This window comes from Haloglomus irregulare (genome assembly GCF_007421925.1).
Lineage (GTDB): Archaea > Halobacteriota > Halobacteria > Halobacteriales > Haloarculaceae > Haloglomus > Haloglomus irregulare.
In genome coordinates, this window is record NZ_QMDX01000003.1 from 53,353 (window position 1) to 71,518 (window position 18,166).

23 protein-coding genes are annotated in these 18,166 nt (G+C 71.7%); 10 read left to right on the forward strand and 13 right to left on the reverse strand.

Going from position 1 to position 18,166, the window contains the following annotated elements:
• Positions 1–30: 30 nt before the first annotated feature.
• A complete protein-coding gene (locus DP107_RS06350; protein ID WP_144261319.1) occupies positions 31–282 on the reverse strand; it encodes a ferredoxin in 252 nt (83 codons plus the stop codon).
• A 59-nt stretch (positions 283–341) separates the two neighbouring features.
• Positions 342–734, reverse strand: coding sequence for a phenylpyruvate tautomerase MIF-related protein (locus DP107_RS06355; protein WP_144261320.1), 393 nt, complete (start codon positions 732–734; stop codon positions 342–344).
• 98 nt (positions 735–832) lie between these two features.
• On the opposite strand from DP107_RS06355, the gene DP107_RS06360 reads away from it, so the two are divergent.
• Complete coding sequence (locus tag DP107_RS06360; protein ID WP_144261321.1) at positions 833–1,411, forward strand: cysteine hydrolase family protein; 579 nt, start codon at positions 833–835, stop codon at positions 1,409–1,411.
• Between the two features lie 51 nt (positions 1,412–1,462).
• Positions 1,463–2,002: a GNAT family N-acetyltransferase gene (locus DP107_RS06365; protein WP_144261322.1), complete on the forward strand. Its 540-nt coding sequence runs from the start codon at positions 1,463–1,465 to the stop codon at positions 2,000–2,002.
• A gap of 346 nt (positions 2,003–2,348) precedes the next feature.
• On the opposite strand, the gene DP107_RS06370 is transcribed toward DP107_RS06365, so the two are convergent.
• The gene (locus DP107_RS06370; protein WP_144261323.1) at positions 2,349–2,834 is read right to left on the reverse strand and encodes a PaaI family thioesterase; all 486 of its coding nucleotides are present in this window, start codon (positions 2,832–2,834) and stop codon (positions 2,349–2,351) included.
• A 101-nt stretch (positions 2,835–2,935) separates the two neighbouring features.
• Between DP107_RS06370 and DP107_RS06375 the strand changes: the two genes are divergently transcribed.
• Positions 2,936–4,141, forward strand: coding sequence for an endonuclease/exonuclease/phosphatase family protein (locus tag DP107_RS06375; protein WP_144261324.1), 1,206 nt, complete (start codon positions 2,936–2,938; stop codon positions 4,139–4,141).
• A 20-nt stretch (positions 4,142–4,161) separates the two neighbouring features.
• On the opposite strand, the gene purB is transcribed toward DP107_RS06375, so the two are convergent.
• Both purB and DP107_RS06385 read right to left on the reverse strand, forming a co-directional pair.
• Positions 4,162–5,592, reverse strand: coding sequence for an adenylosuccinate lyase (purB, locus tag DP107_RS06380; protein ID WP_144261325.1), 1,431 nt, complete (start codon positions 5,590–5,592; stop codon positions 4,162–4,164).
• 49 nt (positions 5,593–5,641) lie between these two features.
• Complete coding sequence (locus tag DP107_RS06385; protein WP_144261326.1) at positions 5,642–6,763, reverse strand: ORC1-type DNA replication protein; 1,122 nt, start codon at positions 6,761–6,763, stop codon at positions 5,642–5,644.
• 159 nt (positions 6,764–6,922) lie between these two features.
• Between DP107_RS06385 and DP107_RS06390 the strand changes: the two genes are divergently transcribed.
• Entirely contained in the window at positions 6,923–7,522 is a 600-nt protein-coding gene (locus tag DP107_RS06390) for a DJ-1/PfpI family protein (RefSeq protein ID WP_144261327.1), read from the forward strand.
• A gap of 83 nt (positions 7,523–7,605) precedes the next feature.
• A complete protein-coding gene (locus DP107_RS06395) occupies positions 7,606–8,397 on the forward strand; it encodes a ribonuclease H-like domain-containing protein (RefSeq protein WP_144261328.1) in 792 nt (263 codons plus the stop codon).
• A 110-nt stretch (positions 8,398–8,507) separates the two neighbouring features.
• On the opposite strand, the gene DP107_RS06400 is transcribed toward DP107_RS06395, so the two are convergent.
• Positions 8,508–9,764: a hypothetical protein gene (locus DP107_RS06400; protein WP_144261329.1), complete on the reverse strand. Its 1,257-nt coding sequence runs from the start codon at positions 9,762–9,764 to the stop codon at positions 8,508–8,510.
• A gap of 103 nt (positions 9,765–9,867) precedes the next feature.
• Here DP107_RS06400 and DP107_RS06405 point away from each other — a divergent pair, with 103 nt between their 5' ends.
• Entirely contained in the window at positions 9,868–10,146 is a 279-nt protein-coding gene (locus DP107_RS06405) for a ubiquitin-like small modifier protein 1 (protein ID WP_144261330.1), read from the forward strand.
• Between the two features lie 73 nt (positions 10,147–10,219).
• On the opposite strand, the gene DP107_RS06410 is transcribed toward DP107_RS06405, so the two are convergent.
• Together DP107_RS06410 and gatD are read right to left on the reverse strand one after the other, a co-directional pair.
• Positions 10,220–11,137: a GNAT family N-acetyltransferase gene (locus DP107_RS06410; RefSeq protein ID WP_238330792.1), complete on the reverse strand. Its 918-nt coding sequence runs from the start codon at positions 11,135–11,137 to the stop codon at positions 10,220–10,222.
• A 15-nt stretch (positions 11,138–11,152) separates the two neighbouring features.
• Positions 11,153–12,403: a Glu-tRNA(Gln) amidotransferase subunit GatD gene (gatD, locus tag DP107_RS06415; protein ID WP_144261332.1), complete on the reverse strand. Its 1,251-nt coding sequence runs from the start codon at positions 12,401–12,403 to the stop codon at positions 11,153–11,155.
• A gap of 113 nt (positions 12,404–12,516) precedes the next feature.
• Between gatD and DP107_RS06420 the strand changes: the two genes are divergently transcribed.
• From DP107_RS06420 to DP107_RS06430, 3 genes are all read left to right on the forward strand, one after another.
• Positions 12,517–13,158, forward strand: coding sequence for a DUF1405 domain-containing protein (locus tag DP107_RS06420; protein ID WP_238330793.1), 642 nt, complete (start codon positions 12,517–12,519; stop codon positions 13,156–13,158).
• 124 nt (positions 13,159–13,282) lie between these two features.
• A complete protein-coding gene (locus tag DP107_RS06425) occupies positions 13,283–14,182 on the forward strand; it encodes a hypothetical protein (protein ID WP_144261334.1) in 900 nt (299 codons plus the stop codon).
• Positions 14,183–14,218: 36 nt separating this feature from the next.
• Entirely contained in the window at positions 14,219–14,911 is a 693-nt protein-coding gene (locus tag DP107_RS06430; protein WP_144261335.1) for an ArsR/SmtB family transcription factor, read from the forward strand.
• Positions 14,912–14,920: 9 nt separating this feature from the next.
• On the opposite strand, the gene DP107_RS06435 is transcribed toward DP107_RS06430, so the two are convergent.
• The 4 genes from DP107_RS06435 to DP107_RS06450 all read right to left on the reverse strand — a co-directional run bounded on the left by DP107_RS06435 (position 14,921) and on the right by DP107_RS06450 (position 17,492).
• Complete coding sequence (locus tag DP107_RS06435) at positions 14,921–15,457, reverse strand: hypothetical protein (RefSeq protein ID WP_144261336.1); 537 nt, start codon at positions 15,455–15,457, stop codon at positions 14,921–14,923.
• Positions 15,458–15,793: 336 nt separating this feature from the next.
• Positions 15,794–16,186, reverse strand: a complete 393-nt coding sequence (locus DP107_RS06440; RefSeq protein ID WP_144261604.1) for a hypothetical protein — start codon at positions 16,184–16,186, stop codon at positions 15,794–15,796.
• A gap of 31 nt (positions 16,187–16,217) precedes the next feature.
• A complete protein-coding gene (locus tag DP107_RS06445) occupies positions 16,218–16,688 on the reverse strand; it encodes a hypothetical protein (RefSeq protein WP_144261337.1) in 471 nt (156 codons plus the stop codon).
• Positions 16,689–16,844: 156 nt separating this feature from the next.
• Positions 16,845–17,492 carry an adenylate kinase gene (locus tag DP107_RS06450; protein ID WP_144261338.1) on the reverse strand — a complete coding sequence of 216 codons (648 nt, stop codon included), beginning with the start codon at positions 17,490–17,492 and terminating at the stop codon, positions 16,845–16,847.
• A 159-nt stretch (positions 17,493–17,651) separates the two neighbouring features.
• On the opposite strand from DP107_RS06450, the gene DP107_RS06455 reads away from it, so the two are divergent.
• Positions 17,652–17,909: a glutathione S-transferase N-terminal domain-containing protein gene (locus tag DP107_RS06455; protein ID WP_144261339.1), complete on the forward strand. Its 258-nt coding sequence runs from the start codon at positions 17,652–17,654 to the stop codon at positions 17,907–17,909.
• A gap of 4 nt (positions 17,910–17,913) precedes the next feature.
• Here DP107_RS06455 and DP107_RS06460 read toward each other — a convergent pair whose 3' ends face one another.
• Positions 17,914–18,159: a hypothetical protein gene (locus DP107_RS06460; protein ID WP_144261340.1), complete on the reverse strand. Its 246-nt coding sequence runs from the start codon at positions 18,157–18,159 to the stop codon at positions 17,914–17,916.
• Positions 18,160–18,166 lie beyond the last annotated feature (7 nt).

Here is an 18,166-nt window from a genome sequence, read left to right on the forward strand (position 1 = left end):
CCGTTCCCCGGCGACTGGGAACCGGCGGGCTCAGGGGACCAGCTGCTCGCCGTCGTCGTCGTAGACGGTGATGGCCTCCACGGGACAGGACCGGGCGGCGAACTTCGCGTCCAGCTCGGCGTCCTCGGGCACCTCCCGGACCATCACGTCCGGGTCGTCCTCGCTCTGCTCGGCCCCGGCCAGGACGGCCTTGCCCGCGTCCTGGTCCTCCTCGAACGCGTCCCACTCCGCGACGCACTGGAACATCCCGATACAGGTGTCCCGGTCGTACTCGATTCGCATGGCTTCCCTTCGGCGGGCGGCGACATATGCGTGCCGACGGCGGTACCCGTGCCGTGCGCTCAGAGCGCTCCCGTCTCGTCCTCGCCCGCGTCCCACGCGTCCAGCGGCCCCTCGTCGAGGTGGAAGTCCGCGCCCGGGTGTTCGGTGTAGACGACGTAGCAGTTCGCCGGTGGCACCCCGAGCCGGTCGGCCAGTGCCGCGATGCAGTCGGCCGCGAGGGCCCGGCGCTGGTCGGCCGTCCGCCCGGCGCGGACGTCGGCGTTCAGGACCGCGACGGGCTCGTCCGCGGCCGCGCGACCCAGCGCGACCCCGGCGTCGTCGCGCACGGTCACGGCGACGTGGCCCGTCCCGGTGTCCATGTGTTCGGCGAACAGTCCCGTGACCCGCTCGATGAAGCCATCGACGGCGTCGTCGGCCAGGGGCTCGCTGACCTCGAACTGCAGGTGTGGCATACCACTCCCTTCGGCGTCCGGCGTATCAATCCCGGGCGTGGGGTCGCCAGCGCTCGGCCCCCGTAAACCGTTTCTCGCCGCGCGACCAACTGTCGACCATGCCAGCGACACTGGACAGCGAACGGGCAGCGGTCGTGGTCGTGGACATGCAGAACGGCTTCTGTAAGCCCGACGGGTCGCTGTACGCGCCCGGGAGCGAGGCCGTCATCGACCCCGTCGTGGACCTCGTCGCCCGGGCCCGCGACGCCGGCGCACAGGTGGTCTACACCCGCGACGTCCACCCGCCGGGCCAGTTCGACGGGAACCACTACTACGACGAGTTCGAGCGCTGGGGCGAGCACGTCGTCGAGGGGAGCTGGGAGGCCGAACTCGTGGCCGAACTCGACGTTCGCGAGGCGGACCTCGTCGTCGAGAAGCACACCTACAACGCGTTCCACGCGACGGAGCTGGACGGCTGGCTCACGGCGCGGGGGGTCGACGACCTCGCGGTCTGCGGGACGCTCGCCAACGTCTGCGTGCTCCACACCGCCGGCGCCGCCGGCCTGCGGGACTACCGGCCGGTGCTGGCCGAGGACGCCATCGGCGCCATCGAGGACGACCACAAGGCGTACGCGCTCGAGCACGCCGACTGGCTGTTCGGCGAGGTCGAACAGCGGGCCGACGTGACGTTCGCGTAAGGGGGCGACGCGACCGCTGGGTTCACCAGCGCCCCCGCCGAGGACGCGGTCGTGAGCGTCACGCTCCGCCGGTTCGACCCCTCGCGCGACGACCCGACCGCCCTGCGGGCCCTCCACGAGCGGGCACTCCGGGACGCCGGCACGGACCCCGGGGACGTGCCCGGGACCGAGGACCTCGGCCGCGTCCCGGGGACGTATCTGGACGGTGGCGAGTTCCTCGTCGGGTACGAGGGCGATGACCTCGTCGCGATGGGCGGGTTCCGGCCGGTCGCCGACCTGCCCGCGGGCGGGCACGAGGGGTTCGACGACGGTGTCGACCCCGAGCGGGCCGTCGAGCTGTTCCGCATCGCGGTCGCGCCCGGCGCCCAGGGACGGGGGCTCGGCTCGCGCGTGCTGGCCGAGCTGGAGTCACGCGCGGCGGCCGCCGACTACGACCGCGTCGTCCTCACCACCGCGGCCCGGCAGCGTGCCGGGCTGGCGCTCTACCGCTCGCGGGCCTACGAGGAGGTCGGGCGGCTGCGGGATGGTGGCTACGAGCTCGTCCGGTTCCGGAAGCGGCTGGGGGAGTCGGGCGGACGGGAGTCGCGGTGAAAGGCAGCGCACCCGCCGGGATGGCGGGCCGCTCGAAGGGGGCCCGCGAGGGGGGGGTGGGGAGAGGAAATCTCGCGGGCGAATTAGCCGTACAGTCCGACCCACATATAGCGTAACATCCCGGAAAGGTGTACGATGGACCGGCGGAGAATTTTAACAACCGGGTGGTAGGTGTCGCTTGCCACCACGGGCATCGCGTCGAGCGGCCGCTCAGCCGACGTTCGAACATCGCGGTACGTTTTCAACTATCATGACATATCTTATTTCAGTTGCCGAACCTATAGACGGAACGCGCCGGTTCGTAGTCAATCGCGCTGATTACAGCCCAACTAACGTTGTTGTAGCGTTATTCCGGGTCGGCCTCCTCGTCGGGGCGCTCGGAGTTGAACAGCCGGTAGGCGCCCGTGCCCGCGGCGACGGGTTTCTCCCCCTCGCCGGGGACCTCGCTGACCACCTCGATGTAGGAGACGCCGACGGAACCGCCGGCACGGATGGGTTCGGCGGTCGCCACCAGGTCGCCCGCGGCCCGCCGGAGGTAGTTGACGTTGAGGGTGATGGTCGCGATGCCGTCGTTGACGGGGTCGGTCAGGTAGGGCCGCAGGGCGATGCCGCCGGTCGTGTCGACGAGCGTGGAGGCGACGCCGCCCTGCACCGTCGGCGGGTCGGTCGGGTTGGTCAGTTTGTCGTCGAAGGGGATGCGCCCGACCAGCCGGTCGGCGGAGAACTCCTCGACGGTGAACCCGAGCCAGGAGAGGAACTGGTGGCGGTCCTCCAGGTACTCGGTGATCCGCGCCGCCGCGTCGTCGGGCATCTCGTGGGCGCCGTCGGGCATGGGCTCCCGGTTTGGGTGAGCGTGGGATGTAACCTGCGGTCGCGGCGAGGCCCCACAGGTGGCCACCGGTGTTACGTCAACGACCGCCGTACACCGGACGGATGGACGCCCCCTCGACGGACGGCCCGGTGAGTCGTCGCTCGGTGCTCCGGGCGGTCGGAACGGCGACCGGTGCCGGCGCCCTGGTCGGGAGCGCGGGTCGCGGGGCGGCCCGAGGGCGGATCGACGGCGGGTCCCCCTCGACCCGGCTCCAGCGGCGGATCCGGGTCGCCACCCGGAACCTGGGGCTCGGGGCCCGCCTCTACGGCTTCGTCGACACGGAGACCCGGAGTATCGACGCCGAGACGGTCTACGGCCGCTACCAGCAGGTTCGCGCGAGCGCCCCCGCCGCACGGATGCGGGCCATGGCCGCCGGGGTCGCCGACGACCTGCCCGCGGTCGTCGGCCTCCAGGAGGCCGCGCGGGTCCGACGCGGTCCGGACGACGGCGGGGCCGAGCCCGACGCCGGGACGACCGTCTTCGACTTCCTGGCGCTGTTCCGCGACGGGCTGGCCCGGGAGCTCGACCGCTACGACTTCGACATCGGCTACGAGCTCGCGGCCGTGAGCGACAACGTCGACGAGGAGTTCCCCGCCGAGGGACCCGACGGCGAGCGGTTCGACGTCCGGCTCAGCGACCGCGACGCCGTGCTGGTGCGCGACGACCTGACGGTCGAGGGGACGGAGACGGGGACGTTCGGGCTCAACGTCTCGGCCCCGCTCGACGACGGGACCCAGGTGTCGGTGGACCGGGGGTACGCGCTGGCGGTCGTCGCGGCCACGGGCGCGCCGTTCACCTTCGCGACCACGCATCTCGCGGTCGGGAGCCGCGTCGTTCGGGAGGCACAGGCGGCTGAGCTGTCGGCGGTCCTCGCCGACCGCGAGTCGGTCGTGCTGGCCGGCGACCTGAATACGACCCCCGACGGCGACCGGTCGGCCGCATACCGCCGGCTCGTGGACGGCGGGCTGACGGACGCGTGGGCGGCGACCCGGGACGGCCCGGGCCCGACGTGCTGTCAGAACCCGCAGCTCCGGAACGACGGGTCCCGGCTCGGCATCCGCATCGACCACGTCATGACGGGGGGCGCGGCGACGCCGCTCGCCGTCCGGCGCCGCGGCGTCGGCCCGGAGCGCCGGATCACCGCGAGCACGCCGGACGGGGAAGCGGAGCTGTGGCCCTCCGACCACGCGGGCGTCGTCGCGGACGTGCGTGTCGAGCCCGCGACGCAGGACCCGCTGGCCGTCCTGGCCGGGCTGTTCCCCCGGTGAGCGGGCGCGGCCGGCGCGTCTCAGTCGCGCCGGTCCTCGGCCGGGGGGGCCTCGAACGCGGCCAGCTCGGCCGCGAGGTCGTCGTCGACCAGCTCCTCGCCGAGGCCGGTGTAGTCCGCGGGCGTCAGCGCGTGCAGCTCCTCGCGGACGGACTCCTCGACGTCGAGTTCGTCGAACAGCTCACGGAAGTCCGCGAGGGAGGCGCGCTGGCCGCGGCTGAGCGCCTTCACCTGCTCGTAGGCGTCGGTCCGGCCCTCCCGCCGGAGGACCGTCTGGACGGCCTCACCGATGACCTCCGGGTTCGCCGCCAGGTCCTCGGCCATCACGTCCGCGCGCGGAACGACCGTGCCCAGCCCGCGGGCGGTCTTCTCGTAGCCGATGAGGCAGTGGGCCAGCGCCGAGCCGATGTTGCGCTTGACCGTCGAGTCCGAGAGGTCGCGCTGGAGCCGCGAGTTCGTCACGTAGTCACCGAGGAAGCGGAGGTCGGAGTTGGCCTTCGAGCAGTTGCCCTCGCCGTTCTCGAAGTCGATGGGGTTGACCTTGTGTGGCATCGTGGAGGAGCCGGTCTCGCCCGCGACGGCCTCCTGGCCGAGGTAGCGCCGGCTGACGTAGAGCCAGCAGTCCAGGTTCAGGTCCAGAATCACGGCGTTGACCGCCCGGAGCGCGTCGAACAGCGCCGCCATGTCGTCGCAGGGGTTGACCTGCGTCGCCAGCGGCGTGTGTTCCAGCCCCAGCGACCCGACGAACGACTCGGAGAACGCCCGCCAGTCCACGTCCGGGTAGGCGGCGTGATGGGCCGCGTATGTGCCCGAGGCCCCGGCGAGCTTGCCGGAGAGCTCGCGTTCGGCCGTCTTGATGCGACCGAGCGCACGGGCCAGCCGGGCGGCGTAGACGGCCATCTCCTTCCCGAACGTCGTCGGCGTGGCGGGCTGGCCGTGGGTCCGGGCGAGCATCGGCAGGTCCCGATGCTCGCGCGCCAGGTCGGCCAGCGCGTCGCGCACGTCCCGGAGCCGCGGGACCAGTACCTCCGTGACTGCCGGGCCGAGCAGCAGCCGCTGGGCCAGGTTGTTCACGTCCTCGCTGGTGAGGCCGAAGTGGATCCACGGGTGGATGGCCTCGGCCGTGTGCTCCCGGAGGAAGTACTCGACCGCCTTCACGTCGTGATTGGTGGCGTCGTAGCCGGCCCAGCCCTCGGTTTCGAGCCGTTTGATCGCCTCCGCGTCGGTCCCGGAGAACTCCCGGTAGCGGTTCCGGAGCACGTCGCGGGTGCCGTCGTCGAGCGTCAGCGGTACGGCCTCGAGGTCGGCCAGCGCACAGAGGTACTCCACCTCGACCTCGATGCGGGCCCGCATCAGCGCCGCCTCGCTCGCGTACGGGACGAGCGGCTCGGTGTAGCGCGCGTAGCGGCCGTCGAGCGGCGAGACGGCGTCCAGCGCGGAACGGTCGGTCATGGCTGTCGGATGTGCGAGGGCGGGGAAAGCGGTGTCGGATGGCCGGCGGCTACTCCAGCCGCTCCAGCACCGCGTCGGCATCGTAGGCCAGGGAGAACGCCCGCGACCGGCCCCGGCCCTCCACGTCGGCGTACTCGGCCTCGACGAGCCCCAGCTGTTCGAGCTTCTTGATGAGCTCCGAGTAGCGGGTGTAGCCGAGGTCGGTCTCGGCCTCGAAGGCGTCGTACAGCTCGCCGGCTCGCTTGCCCTGGTTGTCGGCCAGCACGCGGAGGAGGTCCCGCTCGGAGTCGGAGAGCCCGCGGAGATGCCGCGAGAGGTGGACGTGTTTGGCCTTCTCGTAGGTGGTCTCGACGTCCTCGCGCTCGACGGCGGTGGAGCCGCGCATCTCGGCGGTCATCCCCGCGCGCCGCAGCAGGTCGATGCCGACACGGAGGTCGCCGCCGGCCTCGGCGGTCAGCGCGGCCACCCGGTCGAGCACCTGCGGGCCGACGACCCCCTCGCGAAAGCCCAGTTCGACCCGCTCGCGGAGGATGTCGACGATCTCCGGCTCGTCGTAGGTGGGGAAGTAGACCTCCTCCGGCCGGAAGACGGACTGGACCCGCGAGTCCAGCGAGTCGATGACGTCGAGTTCGAGATCCGAGGAGACGACCACGACACCGATCTTCGCGCCGGAGTGCTCCTCGTGGGCCCGGATGAGCGAGTAGAGCGTCTCGCTCGCCTCTGACTCGTAGAACAGGTAGTTCACGTCGTCCAGCGCCACCACCAGCACCTCGTCGTCATCGACGAGGCGGTCGGTGATCTGGCTGAACAGCTTCTTGAACGAGATGCCCGACGTGGGCGGTTCGTAGTCGAACATCCCCTCGAACAGCTGCGAGAAGACCGAGTAGCGCGTGCTGTTGACCTGGCAGTTCACCCGGACCGCGCGCACGTCGGGCATCCCCGACAGCTCGTCGAACAGCTTCCAGACGGCGGTCGTCTTGCCGGTGCCGGGCGGCCCACGCATCATCACGTTCAGCGGCCGCGAGCCACGCACGGCGGGACGGAGCGCGTACTTCAGCGTCTCCATCTGGTCGTCGCGGTGTTTGAACGTCTCCGGGAGGTAGTCGAACTCGAAGACGTGCTCGTCGCGGAAGACGGACTCGTCCCACCCGAGCATGTCCTCGCCGCCCATATTTTCACTTTCACCACGGTCGGGCGGCCACTTCAACCTTTGCGCCGGCGTGTGACGCGGGGCAGACGCGACGACCGCCCGACGGCGACCGCCCCCCGTTTCCAGTCGAGATACCGAGAGGTCGGGGGGTACAAGCCAGCCGGGGCCGACCGGTCGGGCATGCACGTCGCCGTCCTGCTGTACGATGGGTTCGACGAGATGGACGCCATAGGGCCGTTCGAGACCTTCGCGAACGCCGCTCGCGCCGGCGCCGGCTGCGAGGTCGGCTGTTACACCCTCGAGTCGGCCGACCGCGTGACCGCGAGCCACGGCCTCCGGGTCGAACCGGACGGCCCGCTCCCCGACCTCGGCGCGGACGACCTGCTGGTCGTCCCGGGCGGCGGCTGGAACGACCGCGACCGGCCGGGGGCGTGGACCGAGGCCGAGCGCGGCGCGGTGCCCGGGGCCATCGCCACGGCCCACGAGGCCGGTGCCACCGTCGCGACGGTCTGTACCGGCGGGATGCTCGCGGCCCGGGCCGGGGTGCTCGACGGGCGCCCCGCCGTGACCCACGCCACCGCGCTCGAGGACCTCCGCGAGTACGCCGACGTGGTCGAGGCACGCGTCGTCGACGACGGGGACGTCGTGACGGCGGGCGGCGTCACCTCGGGGCTGGACCTGGCCGTCCACCTCGTCGAGCGCGAGTTCGGCGCCGACGTGGCCGAGCGGGTCCGCACCGGGATGGAGTACGAACCCGCGGGCGAGGTGGTGACCCGGTGAGGGCGCGTCGACGGCCGCCGGGACGGGCCGGGCGCGCACACCGCACGGAGCGTTTATACCCACGCGGGCGACTACCCACACCTGTGCGACTGACGAACTCGTTCATCGGGGTCCGGGGCGTCGGCGAGGCCACGGAGCGGCGGCTATGGCGGGAGGGCGTGACCCGCTGGGCGGACTACGACCCGGCCGTCGCGCGGGACTGCCGGGGCGTCGGCGCGACGACCGCCGACCGTATCGGGGCGTTCGTCGACGAGGCCCGCGAGCGCCTGGCCGACCGCGACGCGACCTTCTTCGACGAGCGGCTCCCCTCGAACGAGCGCTGGCGGCTCTACGAGGACTTCCGCTCGGAGGCCGCCTTCTTCGACATCGAGACGACCGGGCTTGACGAGCACCGGGATTCGGTGACCACCGTCTCGGTCCACCGCGACGGCGAGACCCGGACGCTGGTCGACGGCGGCGGGCTGGACGGCCACGAGCCGCTCACCCGCGACCGGCTCGTCGAGGCGCTCGACGCGCCGCTGCTCGTGACGTTCAACGGGATCCGCTTCGACCAGCCGTTCCTCGAGACCTCGTTCGGCTGCTCGCTGGACGACGCCGCGCACCTCGACCTGATCTACCCCTGCAAACGGATCGGCCTCGACGGCGGCCTGAAGCGCATCGAGCAGGACATCGGCATCGGCCGCGACCGGCCGGACCTCTCCGGGCGCGACGCCATCCGGCTCTGGCGCGAGTACGAGCGCGGCGACGCGAGCAGTCTGGAGACCCTGGCCACCTACAACCGCGAGGACACCGTCAACCTCCGCCGGCTGATGGACATCGTCGGCGAGCGACTCCACGAGGAGGTCTTCGTCGCGGCCCGGGACGGCGGAGAGTGAGCTGAAACGGCCGCCGTACGCTATGTTACCCGCCCATACCGGGAATATTCTACCCGCTACGCGATAAGCTGGCAGATATCCTGGTTCTTGCGGGTGAAAAGCCCCTCGTGTCATCCATCCGTACTGCCGGTGTCCGCCGTCGGAACCGCTGTCGCGTCCGTCCCGGTCGGCGTCGCCACCGTCCCCGTCGTCGTGGCGCCAGTCGTCGTCGCCGTTGCGGAACGGTTCGTCCTCGTGGGACCGGCCGTCGTGGAGCGGTTCGTCACCGTCGCGGTGTCGGTCGGCTCGACGCCGGGGATGACCGTCGACCGGTTCGCGATGACCGGACCGCTCGCGCGGTAGGAGTACCCGAGCTGGATGTCCCACTCGGTTCCGTCGCCGCCCGCGACGTGGACCTCCGTCCGGTAGCCGGAGTTGCCGGTGTACGTCAGGAGCTCGTCGGGGGCACCGCCACACTGGACCTCGGCGGTCGGCGGGTAGTCGTCGGTATCCACCCCGATGGTCCCGTTGTCGAAGATCCCCACGCCGGGGAGGTCGTCGGTGTCGTCGACCTCGTAGCCGGTGAGCGTCCGGTAGACGCGGAAGAACTCGGCCGGTGACACCTCCGCCTGGTAGGGGCTGATGGGGTCCTGCCGGCCCAGGGCGACCAGTTCCCCGGCCAGCGGCGGTGCGTCCGCGCCGACGGTGAACCGGGGGCGCTCGATGTCGGGGTTCTCCGGCCCGCCCGGACCGACGGAGATCTCCCCGCCCCCGGTCCGGTTCTCCACTCGAACCCGGAAGCTGCGGTCCTCCTCCGGCGGGAGCCGCTCCCACTCGGTCCAGGGCCGGCGCTCGAACGGCATCGGTATGCTCGCCGTGAAGTACTGACACTGGAGTTCGACGAACGTCTCCCGGGCGGGTGGCTCGCCGCAGGCGTCCGTGAACGGCTGGTATGACGGCGTTCTGAACGGAGTGAAGCGGGTCGCGCGGTACCGCACGGACGAGATCGCGGTCACGGTCGCGGTCCTCCGGACGACCTCGGCGTCGCAGTCGGCCGCCGCCGGCACCAGCACGGCCGGGCGGTCCGGGCAGGTGGTGCTCGCCGTGACGCGCCCGCCCGGCGGCAGATCACCGGTCTCGACCGCGCAGAGGCGCTCGCCCGCCGCGTCGTACGCGACCACGCGCGTCCCCGAGACGTTCAGCGGCGCCGGCCCGGCACGACTCGCGACGGTGCTGTTCAACGAGATGGAGACCTCGTAGGCGCCGTCGGTCTCGGTGACGGTGGCGCTGGGGCTGACGGTCTGTGCGGTCTGCCTGATAGCCGGGTCCCCACAGCCTGCAGTCACCATCAGGACCGCCACGGCGACCAGTGCCACCCCCCGTCGCATGGCGGATCCGATGGACGGGACCGGAATAGGCCTTCTGTCGGTTGAGGCGTGTCACCGGGCGGAGAGCCAAATCCCTAAGCGCGCGCCCCACCCACGCCCGGGTATGGAATGGAGACTGTTCGCCAACCTCGCCGAGACGGCGGGGACCAAGCGGGTCGAGGTCGCGGCTGAGCCGGGGGACACCTTCGGGGAGGCGTTCGACCGGCTGCTGGAAACCCACCCCGAGCTCCGCGAGGAGATCCTCGACGAGGACGGGGATATCCGCGACCACATCCGCGTGCTCCGGAACGACAGCAACCCCTTCGTCGTCGACGACGGCTACGACACCGTTCTCGAGGCGGACGACGACCTGGCGCTGTTCCCGCCGGTCAGCGGCGGCTGATATCGGAATCCCGCGTTCTATCCATCTATCCGGTCGGTACCTTTCCTGATCGCAAGATACCACACCAATCCGGCTATGCCGCGGTCAGGTCGGCTTCCAGGACGAAGTCCGGCTCGTCATTGAAGCCCGCCCGGGTGTAGGCGGCATCCGAGACGTGGCGGGCCGTCTCGGGAATCAGAATACGCGTCCGGTCGACGCCGAGCGCGGCCGCGTCCCGCGCGACCGCGGCGAACAGCGCCCGCGCGGCGTCGGTATCCGTCCAGACGCCGACACCGTACTCCGCGAACCGCTCCCGGTCCCCGTCCTCTGTCTCGCGCTCGTCGTCGCGGACGCGGAAGGTCATCCCGCGGACGCCGTCGCCGCCGACGACCGCCAGGACGCGCTCGGCCGCGGCGACGTCCCGCAGACGGCCGCGCGTGAGTTCGGCCAGCGCCCAGGACTCGTCGCTGGCGAGCGCGAGGCCGGCGAGTTGCTCACGACCGGGCGCACGCTGCCAGGCGGTCCACGCGACGTCAGGGTCCTCGACGACGCGGAGGTCGTCGGGCCCGGCGGCGTCGGCGTCCGGTACCGGCTCGGCCCACCGGAACTCCGCGCAGGGGTCGAAGCCGACCGCCCGTGACTGGCCCAACCCCGCCGCGTTCCAGGAGAACACCATGTTCCGGCAGACGGTCGCCCCCTGCGCACGCGCCCAGTCGAAGACGGCGTCCGTGAGTTTCGGACTCACCCCCTCGCCCCGGTAGTTCGGGGCGACGCGCATCCCCTGGGCCCAGGCCTCGCGCTCGGACAGCAGCACGGCCTGGCAGATGCCCGCTACCGTCTCGCCCGTCTCGAGCACGAACGTCCGCTGTGTCGGGCCGTCCGTCGCGACCCACTCGTCGAAGACGCGGGGAAGGTAATCCGACCCCCGCTCGGGCCACGTGTCGGTGGTGAACGCGACGACGGCCTCGCGGTCGTCCGCGTGGGCCTGTCGGACCTGGAACCGGTCGCTCACAGCGTCACTCATCGGTCACTGCCACGGCGTGGAACGGTCGGTCAGCTCCCCCGCCAGCGGGGTGCGCATCGTCTCCGGTACCGACTCCGGGGCCACGTTCGCGAGCGCCCACATCAGTTTCACCTTCGCCGTCCCGGGGAGCGTGTCCCCGGCCTCGATGACGCCCGCATCCAGCAGGTCCCGGCCGGTGTCGTAGACGCGGTCGCAGACCCGGCCCTCGATGCACTGGCTGGTCATCACGACCGGCGTCCCCGACTCGACCATCTCCCGGAACGTCGGGACGAGGTCCGTGTGGACGTGGCCGAGGCCGGTTCCCTCGACCACGAGGCCCGCCGCGTCGGCGAGGCGCTCGACCCGGTCGAACGACATCCCGGGCGTGAACTTCACGAGTTCGACCTCCGTCTCCAGCCCCGGGTGGATGGCCAGGTCGGCCGCGCCGCGCTCGTCGTACGAGCGGCGGAAGTCGACCGTCTCGTCGTCGTAGTCGACGACCCCGAGCGGCTCGGCGCCGACCGTCTCGAAGGCGTTCCGGCGGGAGGTGTGGTTCTTCCGGACGCGGGTGCTCCGGTGCAGCGCACAGCGGTCGTCGGACTCCGTGGCGTGCATGCAGACGAGCACCTCCGCGCAGTCCGCCTTGGCCGCCTCGACGGCGCAGACGGCGTTCATCACGTTGTCCGAGGAGGGCCGGTCGGCCGAGCGCTGGCTCCCGGTGAAGACGACGGGCACGGGCGTGTCGAGTATGAACGCGAGCGCCGAGGCGGTGAACTGCATCGTGTCGGTGCCGTGCATCACGACGACGCCGTCGGCGCCGGCCTCGATCTCCTCGTGGACCGCGCCCGCGAGTTCCTGCCAGACGTCGGGGGTCATGTTCTCCGAGAGGATGTTGGCGACGACCCGGCCCCGGTAGTTGGCCCGGCCCGCGAGGTCCGGCACGGCCCGGAGCACGTCCTCGGCGTCGAACTGGGCGGTGACCGCGCCCGTCCGGTAGTCGACGGTGGAGGCGATGGTGCCGCCGGTGGAGATGAGCGATACCGTGGGGAGGGCCTCGTCGAACTGGATCTCGCTGCCGCCCTCGCCGTCCCGTGCGCCCTCGACATCGTAGACGTTCGACTCCAGCACGTCGAGCTCGGCCTCGGCGCGGTCGATGCCGACGTTGTAGCCGCCGTCGAGCTTGACGACCAGCCGGTCGGCCGTGGTCGAGGGCATGAGGACGCCCTCGTACTCCGTCCCGCCGCGGACGACGTGGACGCGGTCCCCTGGATTCATGCGTCGATGTCGGCGACGAACGGACTTGAAACCCGTCGATGCGTCGCCCGGGGCCGGCCCGGGAGCCACCCGCCACCCGCAGGCCTTTGCCGCCCGGCCCCGTCGCCGGAGCCGTGCGTCGGTTCAACCCCATCCCGCGGCGGTACGCCCGCGACTACCTGGAGACGGCGCCGTCGCTGGTCTGGCTCGTCGCCGGGAGCCTCGCCATCGGCGTCATCGGGCTCCGGTGGTACGTCGACCGCGGGCTGGCGGGCGTGTCGACGTTCGCCTGGCCGCTGTTCGCCGACTCCCCCGCGGCGACCACGCTGGCGGCGCTGGCCTTCGCCACGCTGCTGCCGGCCCTGGGACGCCCCATCGAGGAGGCCCCGTTCACCCGCGCGATGGCGTATCTCCACACGCTGGCGTTCGTCTGGCTCATCGAGACGGCGCTCTGGACGACCGTCGCGCTCAACATCGGGTTCGGGGTCTACTTCCCGGACCCGTTCGCCTACTTCGGGGTCATCGGGAGCCATCTCGCCTTTATCGGGGCGGCCTACCTGCTGCCCCACGCCGCGCGGACGACGCGTGGCGCGCTCGCGTTCGCGCTCGGCGGCGCGCTCGCGAACGACTTCGTGGACTACGGGCTGGGCCTCCACCCGCCGCTACGGTACGACCCCGGCCTCGGACTGGCGGCCGTGTCCGTCGTGACCTCGCTGGTGGCCGTCGGGCTCGCGGCACTCGCCTTCGACCGGATGGGCGCTGCAACGGGGTCCTGAACGGTCTCGGGCGCTCTTAACGGCTCGTTTCCGCCCCGGTTCATTCCGTTCACGCGGGCGCCCGCCCCTGAACCGTCCGAACGACCGTCCGGGTTTTAGCCCGGGGAGCGGGTATGGGCTGGTGATGAGAGACGCTTCGCTGCTGGTCGCGGTCGCCGTGGTCCTCGCCGCCCTGTGGACCGGCGCGGTCGCCGGCGCCAGCGGACCGGCCCCGGCGGTCGCGGCCCAGGACGGGAACGCGACGCCAACGCCGACGCCGTCGGAGAACGGGACGGCCGATGACGGGAGCAGCGCGGACGGGAACGCCTCGTTCGGCCTGGCCGTCGCCTCCTTCGCACAGGCCAGCGCCGCCGAGGCCGAGGGCGAGGTCCAGCACGGCATCTTCGAGGCCGCCGTCAACCGGACCGACGGCGACACCCAGGCGTCGGTGGTCCGCCAGCGAACGGCGGAGCTGAGCGACCGCGCGGCCGAACTCCGCGCCGAGCGGGCTGAACTGCTGAACCGGTCGAACCTCACGCTGGCCGACCGGGCTCGGGCGGCACGGCTCGCGAGCCGCGCCGATCAGCTCGAGGAGAACGTCAACGAGACCGCCGAGGTGGCCGACCGCGTCGGGGTCAACGGGAGCCGGCTGGAGCGGCTCCGGTCCGAGGCCAGCGAGCTGACCGGCCCCGAGGTGTCCGAACTCGCCCGCGGCCTGGCCGGGATGCCCGACGGCGTCCCCGGGATGGGCGAGCGCGGGCCGCCGGACGCGATAGGGAACGGGACCGACGCTGCCGGCAACGCCAGCGGGATGATGCCCGACGGCAACGGCAATGCCCAGCGGCCCGAGGACGCGGGCAATACGACCGACGACGGCTCCCCGCGGCCCGAGGACGCGGGCAACGCGACTGACGGCGACTCCCAGCGGCCCGGGGACGGCAACGCCCAGCGACCCGAGGACGCCAGCGGCGACGAGAGCGGTGACGACGAGACCACGGGCGACTCCGAGAGCGACGACGCGGACGCGCAGGGCGACGGGCGGTAGACACGCTTTTTCCTCTCGGCAACCTCGTTCCGGTCGATGGACTCGGCGGCGCTGCTCGATCTGCTCGGCAACGAGAACCGGCGGCGCATCCTCCGCCTCCTGGCGCGCAAGCCCTGTTACGTCACGGAGATCTCCGAGTACCTGGGGGTGAGTCCGAAGGCCGTCATCGACCACCTTCGGAAGCTGGAGGAGGCCGGCCTCGTCGAATCGCGGGTCGACAGCCAGCGTCGTAAGTATTTCTCCATCGCACAGAGTCTCCGGCTGGAGGTGTCGGTCTCGCCGTACGGCTTCGGCACGAAATCGGCCTACCCCGCCAGCCGCGGGTTCGACATGTCGCGCTGTCGCTACCTCTCGCTCGACGTCGGCGGCGAGTCCGGGAGGGCGGCCCCCGAGGACGACACGGCCAAGGGCGAGCTGCGGGACCTCGCGGCCGAGTTGGACCGTCTGGAGGCCCTGGAGAACGAGCTCTCGATGGCCCAGCGCTGGGTCCAGGGCCGGCTGACCGACGTGATGGACGGGTTGAGCGAGCAGTTCGACGACCTGGGGGAGCTGGACGGCCGGTTCTACGCCGAGGTGGCCGCCGCGGTCGCCAACGGCGCGACCAGCCGCGAGCGCATCGCCCACCACGTCGACGCCGCTCCGAACGCGGTCGACGACGCGCTCCGGCTACTGGCCGAGCACGGCGTCGTCAGGGCGACAGACGACGGCTGGCGCGTGACCGGCGACTAACGACCCCGGTCAGCCGACCGACTGTGTCAGGCCGGCGCGCAGGTCGCGCCCCAAGTAGCAGCCGATCACGGCGACGAGCAGCCCCGCGGCCCCGCTGATGGCCGCCAGCGGGGCCGCGATGTCCGCGACCGCCGCGAGCAGGAGCTGGTCGAGCAGCGCGCCGACCGCCGCCGTTCCGGCGCCCGCGACCACGAGTTCGAGGTACCGGCCCCGGCCGAGCAGCCCCAGCAGGAAGGCCGCGCCGAACACTCCGACCAGCCCCGCGACCCCGCCGAGCGGGACGACGACGCCCGCAGCGAGGAACGCCGCCACGCAGACGGCGAGCGACAGCGCCAGCCCGCCCAGCGAGAACCCCGGGAGTCCGGGCGACGGCAGCGACGGCGACGGGAGCCGCGACCGCAGTCCCCCCGAGGTCTCGGTGTCGGCCGCCGTAGCGGGCTGCTCGCGTTCCCCGGTCGACGTCTGCCGGTCGGCACGCTCCTCATCGGACAGCAGACCGTCGATGTCCACCTCGGAATCGTACTCCGTCTCGCCCGACCGGCTCATATCACCGCCTCGGGGCGGCAGCCGTATCCCTCTTTCTCCGGAGTTCGCTCGCGGAGGGGTCGGTTCGGGGAGCGACGCTACCGGCGGGACGACGGAGGGTTACGGGCCGATACCGTCCGTCCGATGGATACCTCCCGGGCTTGTACTATATGCGGCGGATATCTACGATATCGGTTCCGTTCGGGCATAGCGTACCGCGCGGGCGAAGCGAGCGGGGTCTCACCGCTGGCGGCCGGGGGGAGCCAGCGGGCAACGGGGGGTCCGGACGCTCGTGCGGGGAGCGGAATCGCCGGCGAAGCCGTCAGCCGAGGCCGCCGGACGAGTAGAGAGCGGCTGTCAGTCCTCGTTCAGGTCCTTCAGCCGGATGCCGTCGTCGACGATACGGCGGTTACCCTCGCGTTCGAGGTGCTGGGCGAGACCGTCGTGACCCGTCAGCTGGCCGATGAGGTCGGCGTAGAGGTCCCGCCAGGCGATGGCGTAGGCGGGCGACTGGCCCCAGGCGCGGAGTTCGGGGACGAAGTCGTCGTAGGTCTCCATCCGTGCCTCGAGATGCTCGACGACATCCAGCACTTCGGCGGCGACGGCCGTCTCCTCGTCGGCGGTCTCGATGGTGGCGTTGACGTGCCGTTCGAAGCCGGCGACGGCGCGGTCCATGTCCCGGACGGCGTCGTCGTCGCCGGGCAGCAGGTCGACCACCGTCTCGGGAATAGTCAGCTCAACTGGTTCGATGTCCATGTCCCATGCTGGAGCCGGACCCACATCAAGCCTCGTCGACGGCGGTGGGAGCGGGGGCGGCGACGCGGCGGGCGAACGCCCAGCCGACCGCGGTCAGGGCGACACAGGCGAGGAGCCCGGCGAGCGGGTAGCGGGGGGCGACCCGGAGCGCCTCGGGGAGCACCCCGACGGCGGTCAGCAGGGCGGCGTAGCCGAGCAGGAGGCCACCCGAGAGCGCCAGCCGGCGTCGGGAGCGCCCGAACAGGGCCGCGCCGAGCGTGAGCGCCGGCGGGACGAACGGGTAGAGCGACCGTCGGTAGATACCGGTCTGGCCCCGGCCGACCACGGCCCCGATGTCGAACAGCGCCCCGGCGACGACGACGAGGCCGACGAGGTTGATGCCGGTCAACCAGAGCCGCCAGTAACTGTCCGGTTCGGCGGTGAGGACCGCGCGCAGTCGCGAGAGCGGCGAGCCGCTCGGCCGGGCGTCCGTGTCGCTGTCAGTGGCGTCGACCACGCATACGGTTCGGGCCGCGGGCCCACGAGCCTTCCGGCGAAAGGACCCCCCGGTGGCGGGCGGACACGGCAGCGACCCGGGCGAGTCGAGCGTGTCCCGTCGCCGGCCGTTCGGCTGTCGAACGCTCGTTCACCTCGTAACTGCCCCGGAGGTGGGTTACAGGGTGGCCTCGATGGCCGCCCCCAGCGCCGACCACACCTCGTCGGGGGTCCCCTCGCCGTCGATGCGGACCAGTTCCCCCTGCTCGTCGTAGTGGTCGATGACGGGCTGGGTGTTCTCGTCGAAGACCGAGAGCCGGTCTCGGACCGTCTCCTCCGTGTCGTCCTCGCGCTGGACCAACTCGCCGCCGCACTCGTCACAGACGCCCGCCTCGTCGGGCTGGTCGAACTCGACGTGGTAGTTCGTGCCGCAGTCGTCACAGACCCGGCGGCCGGTGAGTCGCTCGACCAGTTCCTCGCGGGGGACCTCGAGCAGCGCGACGACGTCGAGGTCCGTGATGTCGCCGAGGTACTGCGCCTGGTCGAGGTTGCGCGGGTAGCCGTCCAGCACGTAGCCGTCGGCCTCGTTCAGCGCCGTCTTCACGATCTCGTTGACCACCGCGTCCGGGACGAGCTCGCCGGCGTCCATGAACTCGCCCGGCGTGTCGTACGCGACATCCAGGTCGGAGATGTCCATCCCCTTGTTCCCCCGGAGTGCGTCGCCCGTGGTCACGTGGTCGACGCCGTACTCCTCGGCGATGTTGCCCGACTGCGTGCCCTTGCCCGCGCCCGGCGGTCCGAGCAACAGGATGTTCGGCTGGCTCATAACGCTCCGTTCGGAGCGCCGGCTTAAAACCTTGCAGGAACCGTACCGGGACGGGTCGCTCGACCGTAGGCGCAGGACCGTCGGGGACCAGCCACGGGGCGCCCGCCGCACACAGCACCGTCGCGCATTTATCGTTCCCGCGCCTACGATGAGTCGACAATGGCGAACCTCGAACTGTACGAACTGGAGGGCTGTCCCTACTGCGAGAAGGTCATCCGGAAGCTCGACGAGCTGGAACTGGAGTACGACTCCCACATGGTACCCCGCTCGCACGACGAGCGGACCGAGGTCGAGGAGGTCTCCGGCCAGACCGGCGTCCCGGTGCTGATCGACGAGGAGCACGGCATCGAGGGGATGCCCGAGTCCGACGACATCGTCGAGTACCTGGAGGAGACGTACGGCAGCGGCGCCGCGTAAGCGGTCACTTCTCCGGCTGTCTCTCGAACGAACAGCACCGCGGCGACCGTTCCGGAACCGCGATCAGCTCCAGCTGTGGCCGGAGCGCGGCCCACGGGATCACGGCGAGGCTCCCCAGCGCGGTGGCGCAGGCGTCACCGAGCGAGAGGTACCGCCGCGGGAGCATCGGGGGGGCCGTGTCGGCCGCCCCCTCCGGCGGGACAGTCGGGAGGGGGGCGGAGAAGCCGAACCCGGCGGCCGGCGCGACCATCCTCTGG

Excerpts from the sequence above, each read along its gene's own strand:
- DP107_RS06350 (WP_144261319.1), bottom strand. The coding sequence starts at position 282 with ATGCGAATCGAGTACGACCGGGACACCTGTATCGGGATGTTCCAGTGC.
- DP107_RS06355 (WP_144261320.1), bottom strand. The coding sequence starts at position 734 with ATGCCACACCTGCAGTTCGAGGTCAGCGAGCCCCTGGCCGACGACGCC.
- DP107_RS06360 (WP_144261321.1), top strand. The coding sequence starts at position 833 with ATGCCAGCGACACTGGACAGCGAACGGGCAGCGGTCGTGGTCGTGGAC.
- DP107_RS06370 (WP_144261323.1), bottom strand. The coding sequence starts at position 2,834 with ATGCCCGACGGCGCCCACGAGATGCCCGACGACGCGGCGGCGCGGATC.
- DP107_RS06375 (WP_144261324.1), top strand. The coding sequence starts at position 2,936 with ATGGACGCCCCCTCGACGGACGGCCCGGTGAGTCGTCGCTCGGTGCTC.
- purB (WP_144261325.1), bottom strand. The coding sequence starts at position 5,592 with ATGACCGACCGTTCCGCGCTGGACGCCGTCTCGCCGCTCGACGGCCGC.
- DP107_RS06385 (WP_144261326.1), bottom strand. The coding sequence starts at position 6,763 with ATGGGCGGCGAGGACATGCTCGGGTGGGACGAGTCCGTCTTCCGCGAC.
- DP107_RS06390 (WP_144261327.1), top strand. The coding sequence starts at position 6,923 with ATGCACGTCGCCGTCCTGCTGTACGATGGGTTCGACGAGATGGACGCC.
- DP107_RS06400 (WP_144261329.1), bottom strand. The coding sequence starts at position 9,764 with ATGCGACGGGGGGTGGCACTGGTCGCCGTGGCGGTCCTGATGGTGACT.
- DP107_RS06405 (WP_144261330.1), top strand. The coding sequence starts at position 9,868 with ATGGAATGGAGACTGTTCGCCAACCTCGCCGAGACGGCGGGGACCAAG.
- gatD (WP_144261332.1), bottom strand. The coding sequence starts at position 12,403 with ATGAATCCAGGGGACCGCGTCCACGTCGTCCGCGGCGGGACGGAGTAC.
- DP107_RS06425 (WP_144261334.1), top strand. The coding sequence starts at position 13,283 with ATGAGAGACGCTTCGCTGCTGGTCGCGGTCGCCGTGGTCCTCGCCGCC.
- DP107_RS06430 (WP_144261335.1), top strand. The coding sequence starts at position 14,219 with ATGGACTCGGCGGCGCTGCTCGATCTGCTCGGCAACGAGAACCGGCGG.
- DP107_RS06435 (WP_144261336.1), bottom strand. The coding sequence starts at position 15,457 with ATGAGCCGGTCGGGCGAGACGGAGTACGATTCCGAGGTGGACATCGAC.
- DP107_RS06450 (WP_144261338.1), bottom strand. The coding sequence starts at position 17,492 with ATGAGCCAGCCGAACATCCTGTTGCTCGGACCGCCGGGCGCGGGCAAG.
- DP107_RS06455 (WP_144261339.1), top strand. The coding sequence starts at position 17,652 with ATGGCGAACCTCGAACTGTACGAACTGGAGGGCTGTCCCTACTGCGAG.
- DP107_RS06460 (WP_144261340.1), bottom strand. The coding sequence starts at position 18,159 with ATGGTCGCGCCGGCCGCCGGGTTCGGCTTCTCCGCCCCCCTCCCGACT.